The sequence below is a fragment of the Streptomyces sp. NPDC107562 genome (genome assembly GCF_055657325.1).
Map to the genome: position 1 here is coordinate 23,495 of NZ_JBVKBE010000020.1, position 20,109 is coordinate 43,603.

Annotated in this window: 19 protein-coding genes and 1 pseudogene; 15 read left to right on the forward strand and 5 right to left on the reverse strand. The window is 72.0% G+C overall.

The genetic code is table 11. The features are described from left to right. Window positions 1–89 precede the first annotated feature (89 nt). The 4 genes from ACZ7LV_RS35595 to ssuE all read left to right on the forward strand — a co-directional run bounded on the left by ACZ7LV_RS35595 (window position 90) and on the right by ssuE (window position 2,118). Window positions 90–590: a MarR family winged helix-turn-helix transcriptional regulator gene (locus ACZ7LV_RS35595; RefSeq protein ID WP_401671024.1), complete on the forward strand. Its 501-nt coding sequence runs from the start codon at window positions 90–92 to the stop codon at window positions 588–590. 165 nt (window positions 591–755) lie between these two features. Further along, on the forward strand, window positions 756–923 hold the full coding sequence (locus ACZ7LV_RS35600; protein WP_401671021.1) for a hypothetical protein: 168 nt from the start codon (window positions 756–758) through the stop codon (window positions 921–923). A 265-nt stretch (window positions 924–1,188) separates the two neighbouring features. Further along, a complete protein-coding gene (locus ACZ7LV_RS35605) occupies window positions 1,189–1,266 on the forward strand; it encodes a putative leader peptide (protein ID WP_471945578.1) in 78 nt (25 codons plus the stop codon). A gap of 297 nt (window positions 1,267–1,563) precedes the next feature. Then, entirely contained in the window at window positions 1,564–2,118 is a 555-nt protein-coding gene (gene ssuE / locus ACZ7LV_RS35610) for an NADPH-dependent FMN reductase (RefSeq protein ID WP_471945495.1), read from the forward strand. A gap of 40 nt (window positions 2,119–2,158) precedes the next feature. On the opposite strand, the pseudogene ACZ7LV_RS35615 reads toward ssuE, so the two are convergent. After that, a pseudogene (locus ACZ7LV_RS35615) lies at window positions 2,159–3,189 on the reverse strand (acyl-CoA dehydrogenase family protein). A gap of 96 nt (window positions 3,190–3,285) precedes the next feature. On the opposite strand from ACZ7LV_RS35615, the gene polX reads away from it, so the two are divergent. From polX to ACZ7LV_RS35630, 3 genes are all read left to right on the forward strand, one after another. Then, entirely contained in the window at window positions 3,286–5,043 is a 1,758-nt protein-coding gene (polX, locus tag ACZ7LV_RS35620) for a DNA polymerase/3'-5' exonuclease PolX (RefSeq protein ID WP_471945496.1), read from the forward strand. 200 nt (window positions 5,044–5,243) lie between these two features. Further along, window positions 5,244–5,960, forward strand: coding sequence for a chitinase (locus ACZ7LV_RS35625; protein WP_471945497.1), 717 nt, complete (start codon window positions 5,244–5,246; stop codon window positions 5,958–5,960). Window positions 5,961–6,024: 64 nt separating this feature from the next. Further along, window positions 6,025–7,398 (forward strand): phospholipase, encoded by a 1,374-nt coding sequence (locus ACZ7LV_RS35630; RefSeq protein WP_471945498.1) that lies wholly within the window; start codon window positions 6,025–6,027, stop codon window positions 7,396–7,398. Between the two features lie 47 nt (window positions 7,399–7,445). On the opposite strand, the gene sph is transcribed toward ACZ7LV_RS35630, so the two are convergent. Beyond that, window positions 7,446–8,465, reverse strand: coding sequence for a sphingomyelin phosphodiesterase (gene sph, locus ACZ7LV_RS35635; RefSeq protein ID WP_471945499.1), 1,020 nt, complete (start codon window positions 8,463–8,465; stop codon window positions 7,446–7,448). Window positions 8,466–8,744: 279 nt separating this feature from the next. Here sph and ACZ7LV_RS35640 point away from each other — a divergent pair, with 279 nt between their 5' ends. Next, window positions 8,745–9,575, forward strand: a complete 831-nt coding sequence (locus ACZ7LV_RS35640; protein WP_471945500.1) for an alpha/beta fold hydrolase — start codon at window positions 8,745–8,747, stop codon at window positions 9,573–9,575. A 64-nt stretch (window positions 9,576–9,639) separates the two neighbouring features. Here the strand turns inward: ACZ7LV_RS35640 and ACZ7LV_RS35645 are convergent, their stop codons facing one another. Beyond that, on the reverse strand, window positions 9,640–10,209 hold the full coding sequence (locus tag ACZ7LV_RS35645; protein WP_471945501.1) for an antibiotic biosynthesis monooxygenase: 570 nt from the start codon (window positions 10,207–10,209) through the stop codon (window positions 9,640–9,642). Between the two features lie 72 nt (window positions 10,210–10,281). Between ACZ7LV_RS35645 and ACZ7LV_RS35650 the strand changes: the two genes are divergently transcribed. The 6 genes from ACZ7LV_RS35650 (at window position 10,282) to ACZ7LV_RS35675 (ending at window position 17,546) form a co-directional block, all read left to right on the forward strand. Further along, a complete protein-coding gene (locus tag ACZ7LV_RS35650; RefSeq protein WP_471945502.1) occupies window positions 10,282–10,806 on the forward strand; it encodes a (2Fe-2S)-binding protein in 525 nt (174 codons plus the stop codon). A 10-nt stretch (window positions 10,807–10,816) separates the two neighbouring features. After that, the gene (locus ACZ7LV_RS35655) at window positions 10,817–11,845 is read left to right on the forward strand and encodes an FAD binding domain-containing protein (RefSeq protein WP_471945503.1); all 1,029 of its coding nucleotides are present in this window, start codon (window positions 10,817–10,819) and stop codon (window positions 11,843–11,845) included. Continuing rightward, complete coding sequence (locus tag ACZ7LV_RS35660) at window positions 11,842–14,076, forward strand: xanthine dehydrogenase family protein molybdopterin-binding subunit (RefSeq protein WP_471945504.1); 2,235 nt, start codon at window positions 11,842–11,844, stop codon at window positions 14,074–14,076. The genes ACZ7LV_RS35655 and ACZ7LV_RS35660 overlap by 4 nt, the downstream gene beginning before the upstream one ends. A 73-nt stretch (window positions 14,077–14,149) precedes the next feature. Then, window positions 14,150–15,916: a SpoIIE family protein phosphatase gene (locus ACZ7LV_RS35665; RefSeq protein ID WP_471945505.1), complete on the forward strand. Its 1,767-nt coding sequence runs from the start codon at window positions 14,150–14,152 to the stop codon at window positions 15,914–15,916. 94 nt (window positions 15,917–16,010) lie between these two features. After that, entirely contained in the window at window positions 16,011–16,403 is a 393-nt protein-coding gene (locus ACZ7LV_RS35670; protein ID WP_471945506.1) for a VOC family protein, read from the forward strand. 78 nt (window positions 16,404–16,481) lie between these two features. Further along, window positions 16,482–17,546 carry an adenosine deaminase gene (locus tag ACZ7LV_RS35675; protein WP_471945507.1) on the forward strand — a complete coding sequence of 355 codons (1,065 nt, stop codon included), beginning with the start codon at window positions 16,482–16,484 and terminating at the stop codon, window positions 17,544–17,546. On the opposite strand, the gene ACZ7LV_RS35680 is transcribed toward ACZ7LV_RS35675, so the two are convergent. Further along, complete coding sequence (locus ACZ7LV_RS35680; RefSeq protein WP_471945508.1) at window positions 17,534–18,043, reverse strand: mycothiol transferase; 510 nt, start codon at window positions 18,041–18,043, stop codon at window positions 17,534–17,536. The two genes, ACZ7LV_RS35675 and ACZ7LV_RS35680, sit on opposite strands and share 13 nt — an antisense overlap. 56 nt (window positions 18,044–18,099) lie before the next feature. After that, window positions 18,100–18,987: a LysR family transcriptional regulator gene (locus tag ACZ7LV_RS35685; RefSeq protein ID WP_471945509.1), complete on the reverse strand. Its 888-nt coding sequence runs from the start codon at window positions 18,985–18,987 to the stop codon at window positions 18,100–18,102. A gap of 115 nt (window positions 18,988–19,102) precedes the next feature. Here ACZ7LV_RS35685 and mgrA point away from each other — a divergent pair, with 115 nt between their 5' ends. Beyond that, window positions 19,103–20,092, forward strand: coding sequence for an L-glyceraldehyde 3-phosphate reductase (gene mgrA / locus ACZ7LV_RS35690; protein WP_471945510.1), 990 nt, complete (start codon window positions 19,103–19,105; stop codon window positions 20,090–20,092). Window positions 20,093–20,109 lie beyond the last annotated feature (17 nt).

Below are 20,109 nucleotides of genomic sequence, written 5' to 3' on the forward strand. Positions count from 1 at the left end.
CGCGGCTGGTGCGGTATGCGGTAAGCGCCGCGTATGTCCATTCTGCTCTTATTTCGCCTTTATGTGTAGACGTCACTACTCTGATCATCGTGAAGAGAACCGATCATGCGCACGGCCCCGGTAACCGGCGCCCTCCCGGGGCCCCGGGAGGCGTCGACCTCAGGCACCTCGCCGTGCAGCTGCGCCGGATGAACGTCGAGATCAACCGTCTGGTCCACGGACTGGCGGGCAACGACCTGAACGCCACCGACGTGCAGGCGCTCGCGGCCATCCTGGACACCGACGGCCCCATGACGCCGGGGCGCCTGCGCAAGCACCTCGGACTCACCTCCGGATCCGTCTCCGCCTGCGTGGAGCGCCTGGAGCGCGCGGGCCTCATCCGCCGGGTCAGGGGCGGCACCGACCGCCGCGTCGTCCATCTGCGCTACGCCTCCGCCGCCCCGTCGACGGCCCACTGGTACTACCGCCCGCTCGCCGAGGCCACCGCGGCCGCCCGATCCCGCTTCTCCGAGGCCGAACTCGGCGTGGCGCTGCGCTTCCTGGCGGCGCTGAACGAGGAACTCTCCCTGCACCGGGCCTCCGGCGACTGACGCCCGCGCCGTCCCGAACCGCGGCGGACCCCCGCCCGTTCACCGCCTGTCGCGCGCCGTGCAGACCGATGTACATGATCGCGGACTTCCAGGGCAGGCGAATCGTACGGGAGTTGCCCGTATCCGTCGAGGGCTCGACGGAGGACGTGGGAGGTGTCTGCGGCTATGGGTGCGAAGGTGATGGAGCGTTTCCCCGCCGGCGCTCCGCGCGGTTCGTGGCCGGCGGAGGAGTACGCCGCCGCGCTGCGCGCCGAGGGCGAGTCGGCGACGGTGGTGATGGATCTGAAGCAGGACGCGTTCCTCGTGGTGGTCCCGGCCCGCGACGAGGACTGACCGCCGGCCGCCCGGAGCCTCGCGTCGCGTCGACCGGTTCCGGCCACAGGTGCGGCCCGAAGCGGCCCGAAGCGGCTCGAGGCGGCCCGATGCGCGCGGCGCCGGAGCGGCGGCGGACCGGCGGCGGACGAACACGACGGATCTCGGAGCCGGTTCAGGTGCTTTCCCGCCACCGCCTCGCGATGTTCCCTGGTCCGCGATGCGAGATCGGCCCGGAGTTCCTTGACGGTCCCGTCCGGCGGCTGCCACGATCGAGGGCATGCTGATGCGACTGGACCTCACGCGGCGACGCCATGTCGACCTCGCACGCGTCTCCAGCGCCTCCTGTCGCGCCGCGTGCTGATCACTGCCGCGGCTGCTTCCACCCCGCCCCTGCCGTAGCGCAGTTGGGCCTGCCCGGCACTTTGGGTCTCCTTCGTGTGCGTGCGGCGCACCCGTTCCGCGCTGCGGTGCGGCCGGCCTTTCCGTACCGCATGGCGTGAGGGGAGTTCCCGTATGCCCGGGCACGCACCGGTAGCTGCCCGGTCATGACCGTCCGGTCGTGCAGGGCAACGGAGTTCCGCCCGCTCGACCGCACGGCCCCGACGCCCCGGACCCGCCCGATCCGCCCGGAACCCGATCCGCCCGGAAAAGAGAATCCATGGCCACCGTACTGTCCGTCTCCGGCAGCCCCTCCGCCTCCTCCCGCACCGACCGACTGCTGCGCCACCTGGACCGACGGCTGGCCGCGCAGGGCCACGACGTCGTCCCGCTCGACATCCGCACCGTCCCCGCCGAGGCCCTGCTCGGCGCCGACGTCCGGCACCCGGCGATCCTGCGGGTCACCGAGCTGTTCGCCCGCGCCGACGGGGTCGTGGTCGGTACGCCCGTGTACAAGGCGTCGTACTCCGGCGTCCTCAAGGCGCTCCTCGACCTGCTGCCGCAGTACGCGCTGACCGGCAAGACCGTGCTGCCGCTCGCGACCGGCGGCACGGCCGCCCATGTCCTCGCCATCGACTACGCGTTGCGCCCGGTGCTGTCCTCCATGGGGGCGGGCCACATCGTGCAGGGCTGGTTCACCCTCGACAGGGACATCACCGTGCACGACGACGGCACCCTCACCGTCGCGCCCGCCGCCGCGGAGGCGCTCGGTCAGGTGGTCGACCAGTTCTCGGCCGCTCTGGGCCGCACCCCCCTGCTGGCGGCGGCGGGCTGAACGGCCCGATCCCTCCCAGCGCGCCGGGGTGCCGTTCGCCTCAGGAGGCCAGGGCGTCCAGGTGCGCGCGGCGTGACTCGGCGGTCTGGCCCTGGACCAGCAGGAACAGGGCCTCGCGGGCGAGCCGCTGGGCCGTGCCGTCCAGCGTCATCGACCGGCCGCCGCCCGACACCACGGCCGCGGTGGTCGCCGCGCGCATCACCTCGTACGACCGCAGCCTGAGCGCGAGCCGTTCGTCCAGGTGCTCGTGCGGCGCCGCCTCGTCGGCCAGCGCGTAGGCCCGGTCGCGGATCCCGGAGAGGCGGGCGCGCAGGGGGCCCGCGACGTCGTCGTCCAGCAGGCTCAGGGCGGCTTCGGTGACGCCGAACACTGCGGGGGAGGCGGCCACCGTCTTCGGACGGTCCTCGGCGGCCCACTGCTCGTACGGCTTGCGCAGGGCGACCGCCTCCTCGGGCAGCCACAGCCCGTCCAGCTCCAGCGACACCGTGCGCGCCGCGGTGAGCGCCGCGAGCCGCATCGGGGGGAGGGGCGCAGCCCCGGCTGTTCCCGCGCCTCGGTGAAGGCGAACAGGGCCTCGCCGCCGTCGGTGATTCCGGCGAGCAGCATCACGTCGTTGAGGCCCCAGCCGGTGTACCAGGGCACGGTCCCCTCGAACCGCCATCCGCCGCGCGCCCGCTCCACCCGCACCGGAGTACGGGGGTGGGCCCGCAGATGCGCGTAGGCGACGCCCGAGAGCAACTCGCCGCGGGCCATCGGGCCCAGCAGGCGCTCCCGGACCGGTGCCTCGCCCTTCACCAGCGTCGCGACCGGCGTGTGGTGCTGCGTCTGGACGAACCAGGTCGAGCAGCAGGCCCCGGCCAGGATCTCCGCCGTCGCACGGGCCACCGCGGCGGGCGCGGCCGAGCCACCGTACTCCTCGGGCGCGCCGAGCCCGAGCAGCCCGGACCGCTTGATCGCCTCGATGTGCCCGACGGGCACCTCCGTGCGGTCGACCACCGCGGCCCGCGGGGCGAGGAGGTCGTCCGCCAGCCGCCGGGCGCGGGCGACGAGCGGGTGCGATGGGGTGGTCATGGCATGATCTTCCGCTGCCGTGGCCGGGGATGTCGATTCCGGGGGATCGGCCGCTCAGCTGAGCGGGGTCCGCGACGTGGTGCCTACCCTGGAGACGTGGCTCGTTCCAACGATGAGGTCGCCGCGCTGTTCGCGGAGTACGCGGACCTGATCTCGATCACCGGGGGAGACGCGTTCCGGGCCCGGGTGTACGAGAAGGCCGCCCGGGCGATCGGCGGTCACCACGCCGACGTGTCGACGCTCGACCTCAAGGGCCTCCAGGAGATCCCGGGCGTCGGCAGGTCGATCGCGGAGAAGATCGTCGAGTACCTCGGCACCGGCCGGGTCACGGCGGTGGAGGAGCTGCGGGCGAGGATCCCCGCGGGCGTGCGGCGGCTGACCGCGATACCGACGCTGGGTCCGAAGAAGGCCATGGCGATCCACGAGCAGCTGGGCATCTCCTCGATCGAGGAACTGGCCGAGGCGATCCACGAGGAACGGCTGCGGGACCTGAAGGGCTTCGGGCCGAGGACCGAGGAGAACATCCTGCACGGCATCGCGCTGTTGCGCTCCTCCGGGGACCGGGTCCTGATCGACGCCGCCACGGATGTCGCCGAGGGCATCGTCGCCCGGCTGTCGCAGGTGCCGGGCTGCCTGCGGTGCGCGTACGCCGGTTCGCTGCGCCGTGGGCGCGAGACGATCGGGGACGTCGACGTCCTGGTCGCCGCCGAGGACTCGGAGCCCCTGATGCGGGCCTTCACCGAACTGCCCGAGACCGGTGAGGTCGTCGCGCGCGGCACGACCAAGACGTCCATCCGCACGACCAAGGGCCTCGCCGTCGACCTCAGGGTCGTCCCGCCGGACTCCTGGGGAGCGGCACTCCAGTACTTCACGGGCTCCAAGGCCCACAACATCCGCACCCGCGAGCGGGCCGTGCACCAGGGGTTCAAGCTCTCCGAGTACGGGCTGTTCGACGTCGAGAGCGGGGAGCGGATCGTCTCCGAGAAGGAGGAGGACGTCTACGCGCTCCTCGGGCTGCCCTGGATCCCGCCGGCGCTGCGCGAGGACCGGGGCGAGATCGAGGCCGGGGCGCGCGGCGAACTGCCCGAGCTGGTGCGGGAGTCCGACCTCCGGGGCGATCTGCACACCCACACCGACCTCACGGACGGGCTCGCCCCGCTGGAGGAGATGGTCGCCGCGGCCGCCGCGCGCGGCCACGCCTACTACGCGATCACCGACCACGCGCCCAACCTCTTCATGCAGCGCATGACCGACGAGCGGATGCTGGCGCAGCGCGAGCGCGTCCGGGAGCTCGACGAGGAGTACGGGCGGCGCGGCGGGCGCGGCGGGATGCGGTTGCTGCACGGTGTGGAGCTGAACATCGACCCCGACGGCGGCGTGGACTGGCCGGACGACTTCCTGGCCGGCTTCGACCTGTGCGTGGCCTCGGTGCACTCGCACTTCAACCAGAGCCGCGAGGCGATGACCCGGCGGTTCCTGCGGGCCTGCGAGAACCCGTACGTCCACGTCATAGGCCACCCCACCACCCGCCTCATCGGCAGGCGGCCCGGCGTCGACGTGGATCTGGACGCGCTCTTCGAGGCGTGCGCGCGCACCGGCACGGCCCTGGAGATCAACTCCCACCCCGACCGGCTGGACCTGAACGACGAGCACATCCTGCGGGCCAAGCGGTACGGGGTGAAGTTCGCCGTCGACAGCGATGCCCACTCCGTGCTCCATCTCGCCCATCTGCGCTACGGCGTGGGCATGGCACAGCGTGGCTGGCTGACCAAGGACGACGTGATCAACACCTGGCCGCTGACCCGGTTGCGGCGCTTTCTGCGCCAGGGGCGGACCACGGGACGTAAGAGCTAGCACGAACCACCAGGCCGGACCGGCGCCGTGCGCCGGTCCGCCGTCTGCTCGCCTCATCTCATCGGCGCTCCCGGGCGTTTGACTGGTCTACACCCTTGACTGGTACAGACCAACGCGGTTGAGTGGCGGACCAACCCCCCACCACGGCCGCCCCCGACGTCCTTCCCGGGAGCGGCCGTGTTCCGCAAAGGAGCCGAACCTTGTCGAGGCGTCGTATCCGCATCTCCGCACTCCTGAGCTCGCTCGCCCTCGCGGGCGCAGCCCTGGCCCTGCAGCCGGCCCCCACCGCGTCAGCCGCCGGATTCGTGGTCAGCGAGGCGCAGTTCAACCAGATGTTCCCGGGCCGGAACTCGTTCTACACCTACAGCGGCCTCACCGCCGCGCTCAGCGCGTACCCCGGCTTCGCCAACACGGGCAACGACACCGTGAAGAAGCAGGAGGCCGCGGCCTTCCTCGCCAACGTCGGTCACGAGACCGGTGGTCTCGTCCACATCGTCGAGCAGAACCAGGCCAACTACCCGCACTACTGCGACTGGGGCCAGTCGTACGGCTGTCCGGCCGGGCAGGCCGCCTACTACGGCCGGGGCCCGATCCAGCTGAGCTGGAACTTCAACTACAAGGCCGCGGGCGACGCGCTCGGCCTGAACCTGCTGGGTGACCCCTGGATGGTGCAGAACAACGCCTCCGTCGCCTGGAAGACGGGCCTGTGGTACTGGAACACCCAGTCCGGTCCGGGTTCCATGACCGGCCACAACGCCATGGTCAACGGCGCCGGCTTCGGGCACACCATCCGGAGCATCAACGGCTCCCTGGAGTGCGACGGCAAGAATCCCGCGCAGGTGCAGAGCCGGGTGAACAACTACCAGCGGTTCACCCAGATCCTCGGGGTTTCACCGGGCGGCAACCTGTACTGCTGACGTGGGTTCGCGGGGCATGGTGTCATGCACCTGACCAAAGCACCGCGAACGAAGGGCATTCGTCATGCGTCGCACCCCCCACGCCCTGCTCGCCACGACCGCCGCGCTGGCCGCCGCGGTCGTGGCCCCCACACCCCCGGCCGGGGCCGCCGTGGCGGCCCCGGCGCCGGGCACGTACTACGTGCAGAGCGCCACCACCGGCCTCAACGCGGCCGACAACCAGGGCGTCGTCGAGCAGCACAGACCCAAGGGCAACGAGGACCGCCAGCAGTGGAACCTCCGTCCGAGCGGCACCTCGTACGTCCTCGAGAACACCGACGCCGCCGGCAGCTGCCTCGGCCACGCGGGCGAGCAGGCGCGCACCGTGGCCTGCGCGAGCGCCGACGCGGCATGGGAGATCACGCCCGCGGGCGCCGACCGGTACACCCTCAAGGCCCCCGGCACCGACCGCCACCTCACGCTCGCCCCCAAGCCCGCCGGCGCCAACTACCCGGTCCCGCTGGCCGTCGGCGCCCCGGGCACCCTCGCCTCCTGGTACCTCACCCCTGTCACCCCCGTCACCTCCCCCATGCCCGACCAGGACCGGCGCACCCTCGACCAGGTCACGTTCCTCACCTCGCACAACGCCTACGCCAACGGCGTCGACGGCGGCTTCGCCCCGCCGTTCGTGAACCTCGTGCCGAACCAGTCCCGCGGCATCGACCAGCAACTGGCCGACGGCGTCCGCGGCTTCATGCTGGACATCCACCAGACCCCCGACGGCGCGATCCTCTGCCACAACAGCTGCACCCTGGTCAGCCGGCCGGTCGCCCTGTGGGTCGACCTCCAGCGGATCGTGGACTTCCTGCGGGCCCACCCCGACCAGTTCGTCACGGTCTTCCTGGAGGACTACGTCGACCCGGGCGTCCTGCGCTCCGAACTCGCGCGCGTCACGGGCCTGGAGGACATCCTCTACCGTCCCGACCGCACCGGCGTGCGGGACAACGGCTGGCCCCGGCTGGCCGAGCTGGTGGCGGCGAACGACCGGCTGCTGATCCTCACGGACCACAGCCGCTCCGCCGACGAGGCCGCGGGACTGACCCGGGACAGCTTCGGCGTGATGTACCAGCGGGAGTGGACCGTCGAGAACTACTGGTCGATGGGTTCCGGCCTCGGCTCCTCCGACTGGTCCTGCTACAGCCGCTGGTACGACGCGCACACCAACCTCCCGCTGACCCGCGGGGAGCCCGGCTTCCGCCCGCTGTTCGTGATGAACCACTTCCGTGACGTCCCGCTCTCCGGCACGGTCCGCACCGACAACACCAAACTCGCCGACCGCGCCCGCCGCTTCTGCCAGCCGGCCGCCCGCAAGAAGCCCAACTTCCTGGCGGTGGACCGCTACGAGCTCGGCGACGCCGCCTCCGCGGTGAACGCCCTGAACACCTACACCTACCCGTAGGTCCCCGCGGGCGCGGGCCCCGGTCACCCGGGGCCCGCCTCGCCGCGTCAGTGGCCGAGCACCGGGTAGTGGTCGGAGAGGTTGGTGTACGTGTGGTCGGTACCCCAGCTCGTCACCGTCCAGGGCGCGCTCCGCTCCTCGACCACCTCGTTCGTCCAGAGCGACGGCCGGGCGTGCCCCGCCCGGTGGAGGACGAAGTCGAGGTCCTCCCGCGGATCGTCGGGGTAGCGGTCCCGCGCGATGGAGTTCTCCGCGGTGTCGAAGGAGTACGGGTGGCCCGTGCGCGCGGTGCCGTCCACCAGCCCGGCGTCCGTGAGCATCGAGGCGTGCTCGGCACTGCGGGAGTCGACGTTCAGGTCACCGGCGACCAGCACCTGCTCACCCGCCGGGATGTCCTTGCCGTCCAGGAACGCGTCGACGGCCCGGAACTGGCGGCTGCGCATCGCCGCCGCCTCGCCCACGTCGCAGCCGGGGTCGGTGGACTGGGCGTGCGTGCCGAGGACGTGCACCTTGCTGCCGTTCACGTCCAGGACGACGTAGGCGAAGCCCTTGTTGGACCACCAGTCCGCGCCGCACGCGTCCTTGTAGACCCACTGTTCCTTGCGCAGGATCGGCCACTTGCTGAGGATCGCCACCCCGCCGTCCTCAGGGGTCGTCGCCGAGTACGCACCGCCGGTCGCGTCCCAGCCGCTCCTGCCGCGCCCGACCACGGGGGTCTGGTGCGGATAGCTCGCGGCCGCGGCGCTCTTCAGCGCGTCCGAGGACGAGTTGTCGAACGCCTCCTGCACGACCACGACGTCGTTGCCGCCGAAAAAGGGCGCCTGTGCGATCCGCGCGGCCCGGTGGTCCTGACCCCAGTGGGGGTAGAGGGTCTTGCTGAACAGGAAGACGTTGTACGACAGCACCCGCAGCGGCGGGGTCTGCTCGGCGGCCGCGGCGGGCGCCGAACCCGCGAGTCCGGCGGCGGCCAGCGAGAAGGCGAGCACGACGGCGCCGTGGGCGCGGCGCGGTGCGGGAAGCGTCACTGGATCTCCCTGTGGGGTGAAGAGGTGAGTGGCGCCGCACATCGAACCACCTGGAGTTACCCCCAGGTAACACCCGTGCGCGACAGGGGTGGCGGAAGGGCGTATGCCGGTGGGCGGGTGCCCCGGGCTGCTCCGGCGGCAGGAAATGAGGTATCCGGGAGGCGGGCGTAACGTGGCTGGCATGGACTCGGCCGCGGCCCTCGGCCCGCCGGTCCGGTGCATTCGTACGGCTGGACGCCGACTGCCCCACGGCGCGTCGGCGTCCGTCGCACGAGCAGGCCGCCTCAGCCTCCCGAGGCCTCTCCAGCGGAAGGATCAGCAATGGGCACGGTCACCACCTCCGACGGCACGACCATCTTCTACAAGGATTGGGGTCCGCGGGACGGGCAGCCGATCGTCTTCCACCACGGCTGGCCGCTCAGTGCCGACGACTGGGACAACCAGATGCTGTTCTTCCTGTCCCACGGCTACCGCGTGATCGCCCACGACCGGCGCGGGCACGGACGCTCCAGCCAGTCCGCGACGGGCCACGAGATGGACACCTACGCCGCCGATGTCGCGGCGCTGACCGACGCGCTCGATCTTCAGGGGGCCGTGCACATCGGCCACTCGACCGGCGGCGGAGAGGTCGCCCGCTACGTCGCGCGCGCCAAGCCCGGCCGGGTGGCGAAGGCCGCGCTGGTCGGCGCGGTGCCGCCGATCATGGTCAAGTCGGACACCAACCCCGGTGGCACGCCGATCGAGGTCTTCGACGAGTTCCGCGCCGCCCTCGCCGCCAACCGCTCGCAGTTCTACCTCGATGTGCCCTCGGGGCCGTTCTACGGATTCAACCGGGACGGTGTGGAGATCAACCACGGCATGGTCCACAACTGGTGGCGGCAGGGGATGATGGGCGCGGCCAACGCCCACTACGAGTGCATCAAGGCCTTCTCGGAGACCGACTTCACCGAGGACCTGAAGCGGATCGACGTCCCGGTGCTGGTCGCGCACGGCACCGACGACCAGGTCGTGCCCTACGCGGACGCGGGACCGCTGTCCGCGGAACTCCTCCCGCACGGCACCCTGAAGTCGTACGAGGGCTACCCCCACGGCATGCTCACGACTCATCCGGAGGTCCTGAACCCCGACCTCCTGGAGTTCGTGAAGTCGTAGCGTCACCGCGGAGGCGGGAGGGGGCCGCTCGGCCCCCTCCCGGGCCGTCCGCCCCTCTCGGCCCTCAAGCGCCCAGCTTGTCCGGGTACAGCCATGCCTGCAGGAGCCGGCTCAGCAGCGGCATGACCGCGTAGGTGAGCAGGGGAGCCAGCACGACGGGGAACACCAGGGTGCGGGGCACCAGCGGCCAGTCGCGGAAGTACTCGGCGAAGAGCCCGTCGTAGAGCAGCGCGAACGGGTAGACCGCGAGGATCGTTACCAGCGACATCTTCCAGCGCGCGGGGGGCCTGACCGTGGTGCCGGGGAGGTTGAACCACGTCTCCAGGCCGGTGGTGGTGAGCTTCGGGTGGGCCGAGCGGCCGAAGGGCTGGACGCGATCCTGCCACTTGGCTCGCTCGGGGGAGGTCATCCAGCGGTCCAGGCTCCGGGTGTCGGCGAAGCGGACCACCGCGTGGTAGCGACGGCTGTCGCCCTCCGGCCGCAGCCAGACCACGCCCCGGTGGCCGGGGAAGGCCGCCGCCTCCCGCTCCAGCCCGTGCGCCCACTGCTCGAACTCCTGCTCCCTGCCGGGCACCACCTCCCAGGTGTACACCACGGTCACCGGTTCTCGGGCTGCGAGCAGATGCTGTTCCATGCCGCAAATCTAACTTTTGCAGCCGGTCTGTGCCCGTACGAGAATGAAGGGTGCTTTCTCAGGAGGTGTCCCATGTCCACACCCGGCCAGGCCGTCACCGAAACAGGCACCGCACCCGTGGAACGCGGCCCCGGCCCGGTCCGGGTGCGACTGTCGATCAACGGCACCGAGCACGCCCTGGACATCGAGCCACGGGTGAGCCTGCTGGACGCGCTCCGCGAGCGCCTCGACCTGACGGGTGCGAAGAAGGGCTGTGACCAGGGCACCTGCGGGGCCTGCACGGTGTGGGTCGACGGACGGCGGGTGCTGGCCTGCCTCACGCTGGCGATGACCTGCGAGGGCCACGAGATCACCACCGTCGAGGGACTGGCCGCCCACGGGGAACCGCACCCGATGCAGCAGGCCTTCATCGAGCAGGACGCCTTCCAGTGCGGCTACTGCACACCCGGCCAGATCATGTCCGCCGTCGCGCTGCTCGCGGAGGGACACGCCGGTGACGACGCCGAGATCAAGGAGTGGATGAGCGGCAACATCTGCCGCTGCGCCGCCTATCCGCACATCCGGGCCGCGATCCGCTCCGTCCGCGACCAGACGTAGGAGGCGCCTCGTGCGGCCCATCACCTACCTCCGCGCGACCGACACGGCGACCGCCGTCGCCGCCGTCACCGCGGACCCCACGAGCGACTTCCTCGCCGGGGGCACCACCGAGGTGGACCTGCTCCGCCAGAACGTGCTGAACCCCCGACGGCTCGTCGACATCAACGAACTGCCGCTGGCCGCCGTCGAAGGCACCCCGGAAGGCGGTCTGCGCATCGGCGCACTGGCCCGCATGAGCGAGGTCGCGGCCGCCCCCGTGGTACGTGAACGCTTCCCGCTGGTCGCACAGGCCCTGGAGCTCGGGGCGTCCGCGCAACTGCGCAACATGGCGTCCATGGGGGGCAACCTGCTGCAACGCGTGCGCTGTTCGTACTTCCGCGACGCCGAGTCCGCGTGCAACAAGCGTGACCCGGGGACGGGCTGCTCGGCGATCGAGGGCTTCAGCCGTGGCCACGCGGTGCTCGGCACCAGCGAACACTGCATCGCCACCCACCCCTCGGACGTGGCCGTGGCGCTGGTCGCCCTGGACGCACGGGTGCACACCCTGGGCCCGAACGGTGAGCGGACCTACGAGATCGACGACTTCTTCCTCCTGCCCGGCGACTCCCCGCACCGCGAACACCCCATGGAGCACGGTGAGTTGATCACCTCCATCGAGGTGCCGCCGGCGCCACTGGCACGGCACTCGCTCTACCTGAAGGTCCGGGACCGCGAGTCCTACGAGTTCGCGCTCGTCTCGGTCGCGGCCGCGCTGTCCGTCGTGGACGGCACCGTCGCCGACGTACGCATGGCCCTCGGCGGGGTGGCCACCAAGCCCTGGCGGGCCCGGCGCGCCGAGGACTTCCTGATCGGCGCGGCCCTGAACCGCGACAACTTCGCCCTGGCCGGCCGTGTCGAGATGGACGCCGCCCGGCCCACCGCGCTGAACGCCTTCAAGGTCGAACTCGCCCAGCGCGCGATCGTCCGCGCCCTCGACACGCTCAGCGACGGAACGGGAGACGGGCCCTCGGCCCGCCCCGGGACCGGGAGCCCGTCATGACCGCCACCGTCCCGTCCGCCCTCGGACAGCCGCTCGACCGGGTCGACGGCTTCGCCAAGGTCAGCGGCTCCGCGCGCTACTCCACCGAGATCCCCCTCCCGGACATGGCGTACGCGTGCGTCGTCGGCTCCCGCATCGCCGCCGGGCGGGTCACGGAGATCGACACGAGCGCCGCGCTCGCCGAGGAAGGCGTCCTCGCGGTGCTCACCCACCGGACACTGCCCAAGGTCGCCGAGCAGCCGCCCCTCGTCCCCTCGCTCGCCGGGACGGCCGCCCCCGGCCAGACCTTCTTCCCGATGCAGGACGACACCGTGCACTACGCGGGCCAGCAGATCGCGATCGTCCTCGCCGACACCTGGGAACGGGCCCAGCACGGGGCGCGGCTGCTGCGTGTCACCTACGAGGAGACCCCGCCGGTCACCACCCTCGACCAGGGCCGGGACCAGTCGTACGTACCCGAGCGGATCTTCGGCGGCTGGATACCGGGCCGTATCGAACGCGGGGACGTGTCGGCCGCCCTCCAGGACGCCGACGTCCGCGTGGACGGCACGTACACCTACGCCGCGAACAACCACAACCCGATCGAACCCTCCTGCACCACGGCCCAGTGGGACGGCGACGAACTCCTCCTGTACGACTCCACGCAGGGGGTCAACGCCACGCAGATGACGGTGTCCCGGCTGCTGGGCCTGCCGATGGCGAAGATCCGGGTCATCAGCCACTACGTCGGCGGCAGCTTCGGGTGCAAGGCGATGATCCACGCCCACTCGGCGCTCGCCGCGATGGCGGCACGTGAGATCGGCCGGCCCGTCAAACTCGCCCTCACCCGGGAGCAGATGTTCACCTCCGTCGGGCACCGCGAGGAACAGGAGCAGCACATCACCCTCGGTGCGACGCGTGAGGGCAGGCTGACCGGGATCCGGCACCACAAGCTGTCGCCGACCTCCCACTTCGACGACTGGGCCGAACCCTCCGTCGGCACCTCCTCGCAGATCTACGCCTGTCCCGCCTTCGAGGGCGAGTACCGGCTGTTCCGCGCCAACACCATGACCCCCACCTTCATGCGGGCGCCCGGCGAGGCGAGCGGCATGTACGCGCTGGAGTGCGCGATGGACGAGCTCGCCCACGAGCTGGGCCTGGACCCCGTCGAGCTGCGGCTGCGCAACCACACCGACGTCGACGCCATGTCGGGCCTGCCCTGGTCCAGCGGCGGCCTCAGGGAGTGCTACGACCGGGGGGCCCGGCGCTTCGGCTGGGCCGACCGCGACCCCCGGCCGGGTGTGCGCCGGGAGGGGAACTGGCTGATCGGGACCGGCATGGCCACCGCGGTCTACCCGGTCGCCCCGCTCGCCAACCCGCAGCGCGCCCGGGCACGCCTCTACGCCGACGGCACGGCGGTCGTGCAGGCCGCCACCCCCGAGTTCGGCACGGGCGTCGCCACCGTCATGACCCAGGTCGCCGCGGAGGGCCTCGGGATGAACGTGGACCGCTGCCGGTTCGAGTTCGGCGACACCGACCTGCCCAACATCGCGGCCGCGGTGGGATCGTCGGGCGCGGGCATGATCAGCGCGGCCGTGCACAGCGCCGCGACCGCCCTGCGCGGGCAACTGATCATGAACGCCGTCGGCGACCCCGGCTCACCGCTGCACGGCGCCGACCCGGTCGACGTCGTCGTCCGGGACGGGATCATGACCGCCGGCACGGCGTCCGAGTCGTACGGCGATCTGCTGCGACGCAACTTCCGGCCGGACGCCGAGGCGGTGGGGCAGTGGAACCCGCCCCACGACATCCCCTACGGGATGATGACCTTCGGCGCCCAGTTCGCCGAGGTCGCCGTCGACGCGGAGCTCGGCCTCGTCCGGGTGCGGCGCATGACCGGTGCCTTCGCGCCCGGCCGGGTGCTCAACGCGAAGACGGCGCGCAGCCAGTTGATGGGCGGCATGCTCTGGGGGCTGGGCCAGGCCCTCCTGGAGGCCAACCACATGCAGCCGGACACCGGCCGCTGGGTCAGCGCGAGCCTCGGCGAGTACCTCGTCCCGGTCAACGCGGACGCCCCCGACGTCGACGTCGAGCTCGTCGAGATCGAGGACGACATCGTCAATCCCCTGGGGGTCAAGGGAGTCGGCGAGATCGGTCAGGTCGGCGTGGCGGCCGCGATCGCCAACGCCGTGCACCACGCCACCGGGCGCCGGGTGCGCAAACTGCCGATCACGATCGAGGACCTGCTGTGAGCGGCACGCCGGGCATCCGCGGCCACGTGGCGGCAGGCGCTCCGGTCGCGTCCCGGCCGAAGGTCATACACCTATGGGAGCACCGGACCCGAACGGCGTGACGGGCGCGGGCGACCCCGACGGCACGGACGCCGTGGGCGCCCTGGTCGAGGACGTGGGCGGCGAGGCGGCCGAGGCGCTGCGCGCCCTGCTGACCCACTCGGCCGTCGGGATCGCCGTCTGGGACGGCGACCTGCGGTGCGTCTGGGCCAACGACGCGCTGGAGGGCATCGACGGAATCCCCCGCGACCAGCGGCTGGGACGCCGGCCCCGCGAGGCCCTGAGCGGCGACGCAGCCGATCTGGAAGCCGTGGTCGTCCAGGTGCTGGAGACCGGAGCGTGCGCCACCGGTCGCGAGTACCGGCCGCCTGCCCCCGCGGGACGGCCGCGCGACCGTGCGTTCTCGGCCTCCTTCGTGCGCCTGGACGACGCCGCGGGACGCACGCTGGGTGTGTGCATGCTGATGCTGGTCATCAAGGACCGGCGGTGGGCCGGGAACCGCCTCGCCACGGTCAGCGAGGCGGGCGCCCGCATCGGGACCACGCTCGACGTCATGCGCACGGCCCAGGAACTGGCCGACTTCACGGTGCCCTTGCTCGGCGACTACGTGACCGTCGACCTGACGGAGGCGGTACGGCTCGGCGAGGAGCCGCTGGACCGGTTCGGGCCCTCGCAGGGGAGCCTTCCCAAGTTCCGGCGAGCGGGCCGGGCCTCGATCCACCCGGGCGCCCCCGAGGCCCTCTGGTCGGAGGGCGAGGTGGTCTACGTCCCCGAGACGTCGCCGTTCATGGAGGCCCTGTCCTCCGGCCGCCCCGTGCTGCACGCCACGATCGACACCTCCGAGGGCACCTGGCTGGACCAGGATCCGGACCGGGCTGCGAAGATCCGTGAGTTCCACATGCACTCCCTGCTGATCGTCCCGGTCCAGGCCCGGGGCGCGATCCTGGGCGTGGCGGTGTTCGTGCGGACGGACAACCCGACGCCCTTCGACGAGACCGATCAACTGCTGGCCGAGGAACTGGTGTCCCGGGCCGCGCTGAGCCTGGACAACGCCCGCCGCTACACCCGCGAGCGGACGCTCGCCCTCGCGCTCCAGCGCAGTCTGCTGCCGCGCCGCCTGGACGGCGGAGCCGCCATGGAGGTGGCCGCCCGCTACCTGCCCGCGTCGCCCGGGGACAGCGTCGGCGGCGACTGGTACGACGTCATCGGCCTCCCGCGCGGACGACTCGCGCTCGTCGTGGGCGACGTGGTCGGGCACGGCATCGACGCCGCGGCGACCATGGGCCGGCTGCGCACGTCCATCCGCACGCTCGCCGACCTCGATCTGCCGCCGGACGAGTTGCTGACCCGGCTGGACCGGACGTTCATCCGGCTGACCGAGGACGAGGTCGAGGCCGGGGCCGGTGTCCCGTCGATGGGTGCCACCTGCGTCTACGCGGTCTACGATCCCGCCACCTCGCTCTGTACGTTGGCCCTGGCCGGACATCCGCCGCCCGCCGTCGCCCGCCCGGACGGCGTCGTCCACTACCCCGACCTGCCCCACGGCCCCCCGCTGGGCGTCGGCATGCTGCCCTTCCCGCCCGCCGAGATCGAGCTCCCCGCGGGCACCGTGCTCGCCCTGTTCAGCGACGGGCTCGTCGAGGAGCGGCACCAGGACATCGACGTGGGCCTGGACCGGGTGGCCCGAGCGCTGTCCCTGGGCGCCTCGTCGCTGGAGGAGCTCTGCACGGCGGTGATCGGCACGCTGCCCTCCCCGACCCCGGCCGACGACGTCACCCTCCTGCTGGCCCGAGGACTGTGAGCGCGGCCCTCGGCAGAGCCGTCCGGCAGCGACTGGCGCCGCCGAGGTTTTACGTATAACCTCTCCCGTCAACCAGCCCTCCCGGAAGGTCCCGATGGCACGTATCGCCCTGGTCACCCTCGTCGTCGACGACTACGACGAGGCCATCCGCTTCTACACCGAGGCCCTCGGCTTCCGGCTCGTGGAGGACGCGCCCCGCCCCGACGGCTCCCGCTGGGTCGTGGTGGAGCCGGGGACGGACGGCGCCGGTACCGCTCTGCTGCTCGCCCGTGCCAAGGGCGAGGCGCAGCGGGTCCGGGTGGGCGACCAGACCGGAGGCCGGGTCGGCTTCTTCCTGCACACCGACGACTTCGCCCGTGACCACGCCCGGGCGCTCGCGGCAGGAGTGACCTTCCTGGAGGAGCCGCGGCACGAGCCCTACGGCACGGTCGCCGTCTTCCAGGACCTGTACGGCAACCGGTGGGACCTGCTCCAGCCCGCCGGCTGACCGGGCGCCGCTCCGGACCGCACCGCCCCGCCCTGCACGCTCCCCCGCTTCGCACGCTCCGCCCAGGAAAGGCGCACCATGAACGCTACGCGCGTAGACACCGAGACCCTCCGTCGCCTCCCCAAGGCCGTCCTGCACGACCACCTCGACGGCGGCCTGCGCCCCGCCACCGTCGTCGAACTGGCGGAGGCGATCGGGCACGCCCTGCCCACCACCGACCCCGACGCGCTCGCCGCCTGGTACTACGACGCCGCCAACTCCGGCGATCTGGTCCGCTACATCGCCACCTTCGAGCACACCCTCGCGGTCATGCAGACCCGCGAGGGCCTGCTGCGCACCGCCGAGGAGTACGTCCTCGACCTCGCGGCGGACGGCGTCGTGTACGGCGAGGTGCGCTACGCGCCGGAGCTCATGGTCGACGGCGGGCTGACCCTGCCCGAGGTCGTCGAGACCGTGCAGGAGGGCCTCGCGGCCGGCATGGCCAAGGCGGCCGCCGCGGGTACCCCGGTCCGGGTGGGGACCCTGCTGTGCGGGATGCGGATGTTCGACCGGAGCCGGGAGATCGCCGACCTCGCGGTCGCCTTCCGGGACGCGGGCGTCGTCGGTTTCGACATCGCCGGCGCCGAGGACGGCTTCCCGCCCGCCGACCACCTGGCCGCCTTCGCGCACCTGCGCCAGGAGAACGTGCCGTTCACCATCCACGCCGGTGAGGCGCACGGCCTGCCCAGCATCCACCAGGCGCTCCAGACGTGCGGCGCGCAGCGCATCGGCCACGGGGTGCGGATCACCGACGACATCGTGGACGGCAAGCTCGGCCGCCTCGCCGGATGGGTCCGCGACCGCCGGATCGCGCTGGAGATGTGCCCGACCTCCAACCTCCAGACCGGCGCCGCCACCTCGATCGCCGAGCACCCCATCACGGAGCTCAAGGACCTCGGCTTCCGCGTCACGCTCAACACCGACAACCGTCTGGTCTCGGGCACGACCATGACCCGGGAGATGTCCCTGCTGGTCGAGGAGGCGGGCTGGACCGTCGAGGACCTGCGCACCGTCACCGTGAACGCCGTCAAGAGCGCCTTCATACCCTTCGACGAGCGCAACGCCCTCCTGCGCGACGTGATCCTGCCGGGCTACGAGGCCTGAAGCAGCCCTCTCACGTAGGCGGCCTGGCCGACGTGCTGGAGGTCGTCGGACAGGACGCTCACCAACCGGGCACCGAGGCTGACCGGGGGGTCCCAGCGCTCGTCGACGATGCGTTCGAGGTCCTTGGCGGTCAGCCCGCGCAGGAAGCCGAGGGTCTGCGCGTGCACAGCGTCGTAGTAGCCGGTCAGCAGGCCGGGGGAGTCGACCCGTACCTTGGCGACCTGCGCCGCGCCGTGCCCGTACCCCGTGTCGTGGCGCGGCAGCCCGAGCGCGAAGCGCTTGTCCCAGTCCTGGGCGAGCCAGACCTGGTCGAGCCCCGCGGCGTCGGCGATGTGGTCGTCCTGGACGCGGCTGAGGTGCCAGATCAGCCAGGTGACGGAGTTCGCGCCGGGGCCGGGGAGGGCGTTGAGGTCGTCGGCCGTGAGGCCGTCGACGGCGGCGTGGACCTCTTCCTGGATGCGGTGGTACCCGTCGCTGAGGATGTCCTTGGCATGCATACGTCCCACCATGGCGTATCACCGCGCTCCCCACGACGGCGGGCGTCGCCGGTGGTTCAGGTGCCGGGCTGATCGTCGAGGAGGGACATCAGGGCCCTGGCGGCCGGACTCGTCGCCTCGGGCGCCGGCAACAGGGCCACCGTCTCGTACGCGGCCTCGCCGGTGCCCTTGAGGGGCAGGGCGGCGAGTGAGGCGCGTTTGTGCCGGAAGTGGTGCGGCACGACCGCGATGCCGAGGTTCTCGTCCAGCAGGTCCAGCAGGCTGTGCACGTCGTTCACCTCCAGGTCCACGGTCCGCCGGACCCCCGCCCTGGCGAAGACGGCGTCGGTGGCGCGACGCGGCCCCCAGTCGGGATGGAAGTCCACGAACACCTCGCCGCCCAGGTCCTGCGGCGTGACGGCGGCGCCGGCGGCGGCGAGGCGGTGCGTGGGATGGCACAGGACGGTCATCGGCTCACTGGTCAGCGCCACCGAGCGCAACTGCTCGGTGTCGTCCTCGGTGCGCACCGCGAAGGCCAGGTCCAGGCGCCCCGCGGCGACCTCCTCCAGCAGCGCTCCGGAGCCGGCCTGCCGCAGGCAGATCTCCACATCCGGGTGCCGGTGCCGGAACGCCGCGAGCAGCCGCGCGACGTTCACCCCGGCGATGCACTGTTCGGTGCCGAGCGCGAGCATGCCGCGCAGCACGCCCTGCACCGCGGCCACCGCCTCGTGGGCCGAGCGCACCTGGGCCAGGATCCGCTCCGCCTCGCCCAGCAGCGCCCGCCCGGCCGGGGTGAGCGTCACCCGCCGGGTGGTCCGCACGAACAGCGGGGTCTGCAACTCGCGCTCCAGCGCCCGGATCGAGGCCGACAGTCCCGACTGGGACACCATGAGCCGTTCGGCCGCCCGGGTGAAGTGCTGGTCCTCGGCGACGGCGACGAAGTGCTGGAGATGACGCAGTTCCATGACTGAGAAGCCTAGTCGCTCAATTCCATCGGATTCTTCTGTTGGACCACTGTCCGCAGGTCACGGCAGAGTGGGATCCCACCGAACCATCCGTGCCCACCCCTCTGGAGTCGCGTTGTACACGGCACACCCCGACCGCTACGCGGACATGCCCTACCGGCGTACCGGCCGCAGCGGCCTCAAGCTTCCCGCACTGTCGCTCGGCCTGTGGCACAACTTCGGCCCCGACCGGCCGGTCCAGACCCAGCGCGCGATCCTGCGCCGCGCCTTCGACCTCGGCATCACCCACTTCGACCTGGCCAACAACTACGGCCCGCCGCCCGGCGCCGCCGAGTCGGCGTTCGGTGAGGCGCTCAAGGCGGACCTCGCGCCGTACCGCGACGAGCTGGTGATCTCCACCAAGGCGGGCTACCTGATGTGGCCCGGTCCGTACGGCGAGTGGGGCTCGCGCAAGTACCTGCTGTCCTCGCTGGACCAGAGCCTGAGCCGGATGGGCCTCGAGTACGTCGACATCTTCTACTCGCACCGCCCGGACCCGGAGACTCCGCTGGAGGAGACGATGGGCGCCCTGCACTCGGCGGTCCAGCAGGGCAAGGCGCTCTACGTCGGCGTCTCCAACTACTCGCCTGAGCAGACCCGCGAGGCCGCCCGCATCCTGGGCGAGCTGGGCACCCCGCTGCTGATCCACCAGCCGCGCTACTCGATGCTCTCGCGGCTTCCGGAGGAGGGCCTGCTGGACGCCCTGGACGAGCTGGAGGTCGGCTCCATCGCCTACTCGCCGCTGGACCAGGGCCTGCTCACCGGCCGCTACCTGGACGGCATCCCGGAGGACTCGCGGGCCGCGGGCGACAGCCCCTTCCTGAAGTCCGACGCGCTGACCGAGGAGCTGGTGAACCGGCTGCGCGGCCTCAACGACATCGCCATGTCGCGCGGCCAGACGCTGGCGCAGATGGCGCTCGCCTGGGTGCTGCGCGGCGGCCGGGTGACCTCGGCCCTGGTCGGCGCGAGCAGCCCGCAGCAGCTGGAGGACAGCGTCGCCGCGATCGGCAACCTGGACTTCGACGCCGACGAGCTGTCCCGCATCGACGCACTCGCCCTGGCCTGACCCGCCGCATTCCCCAC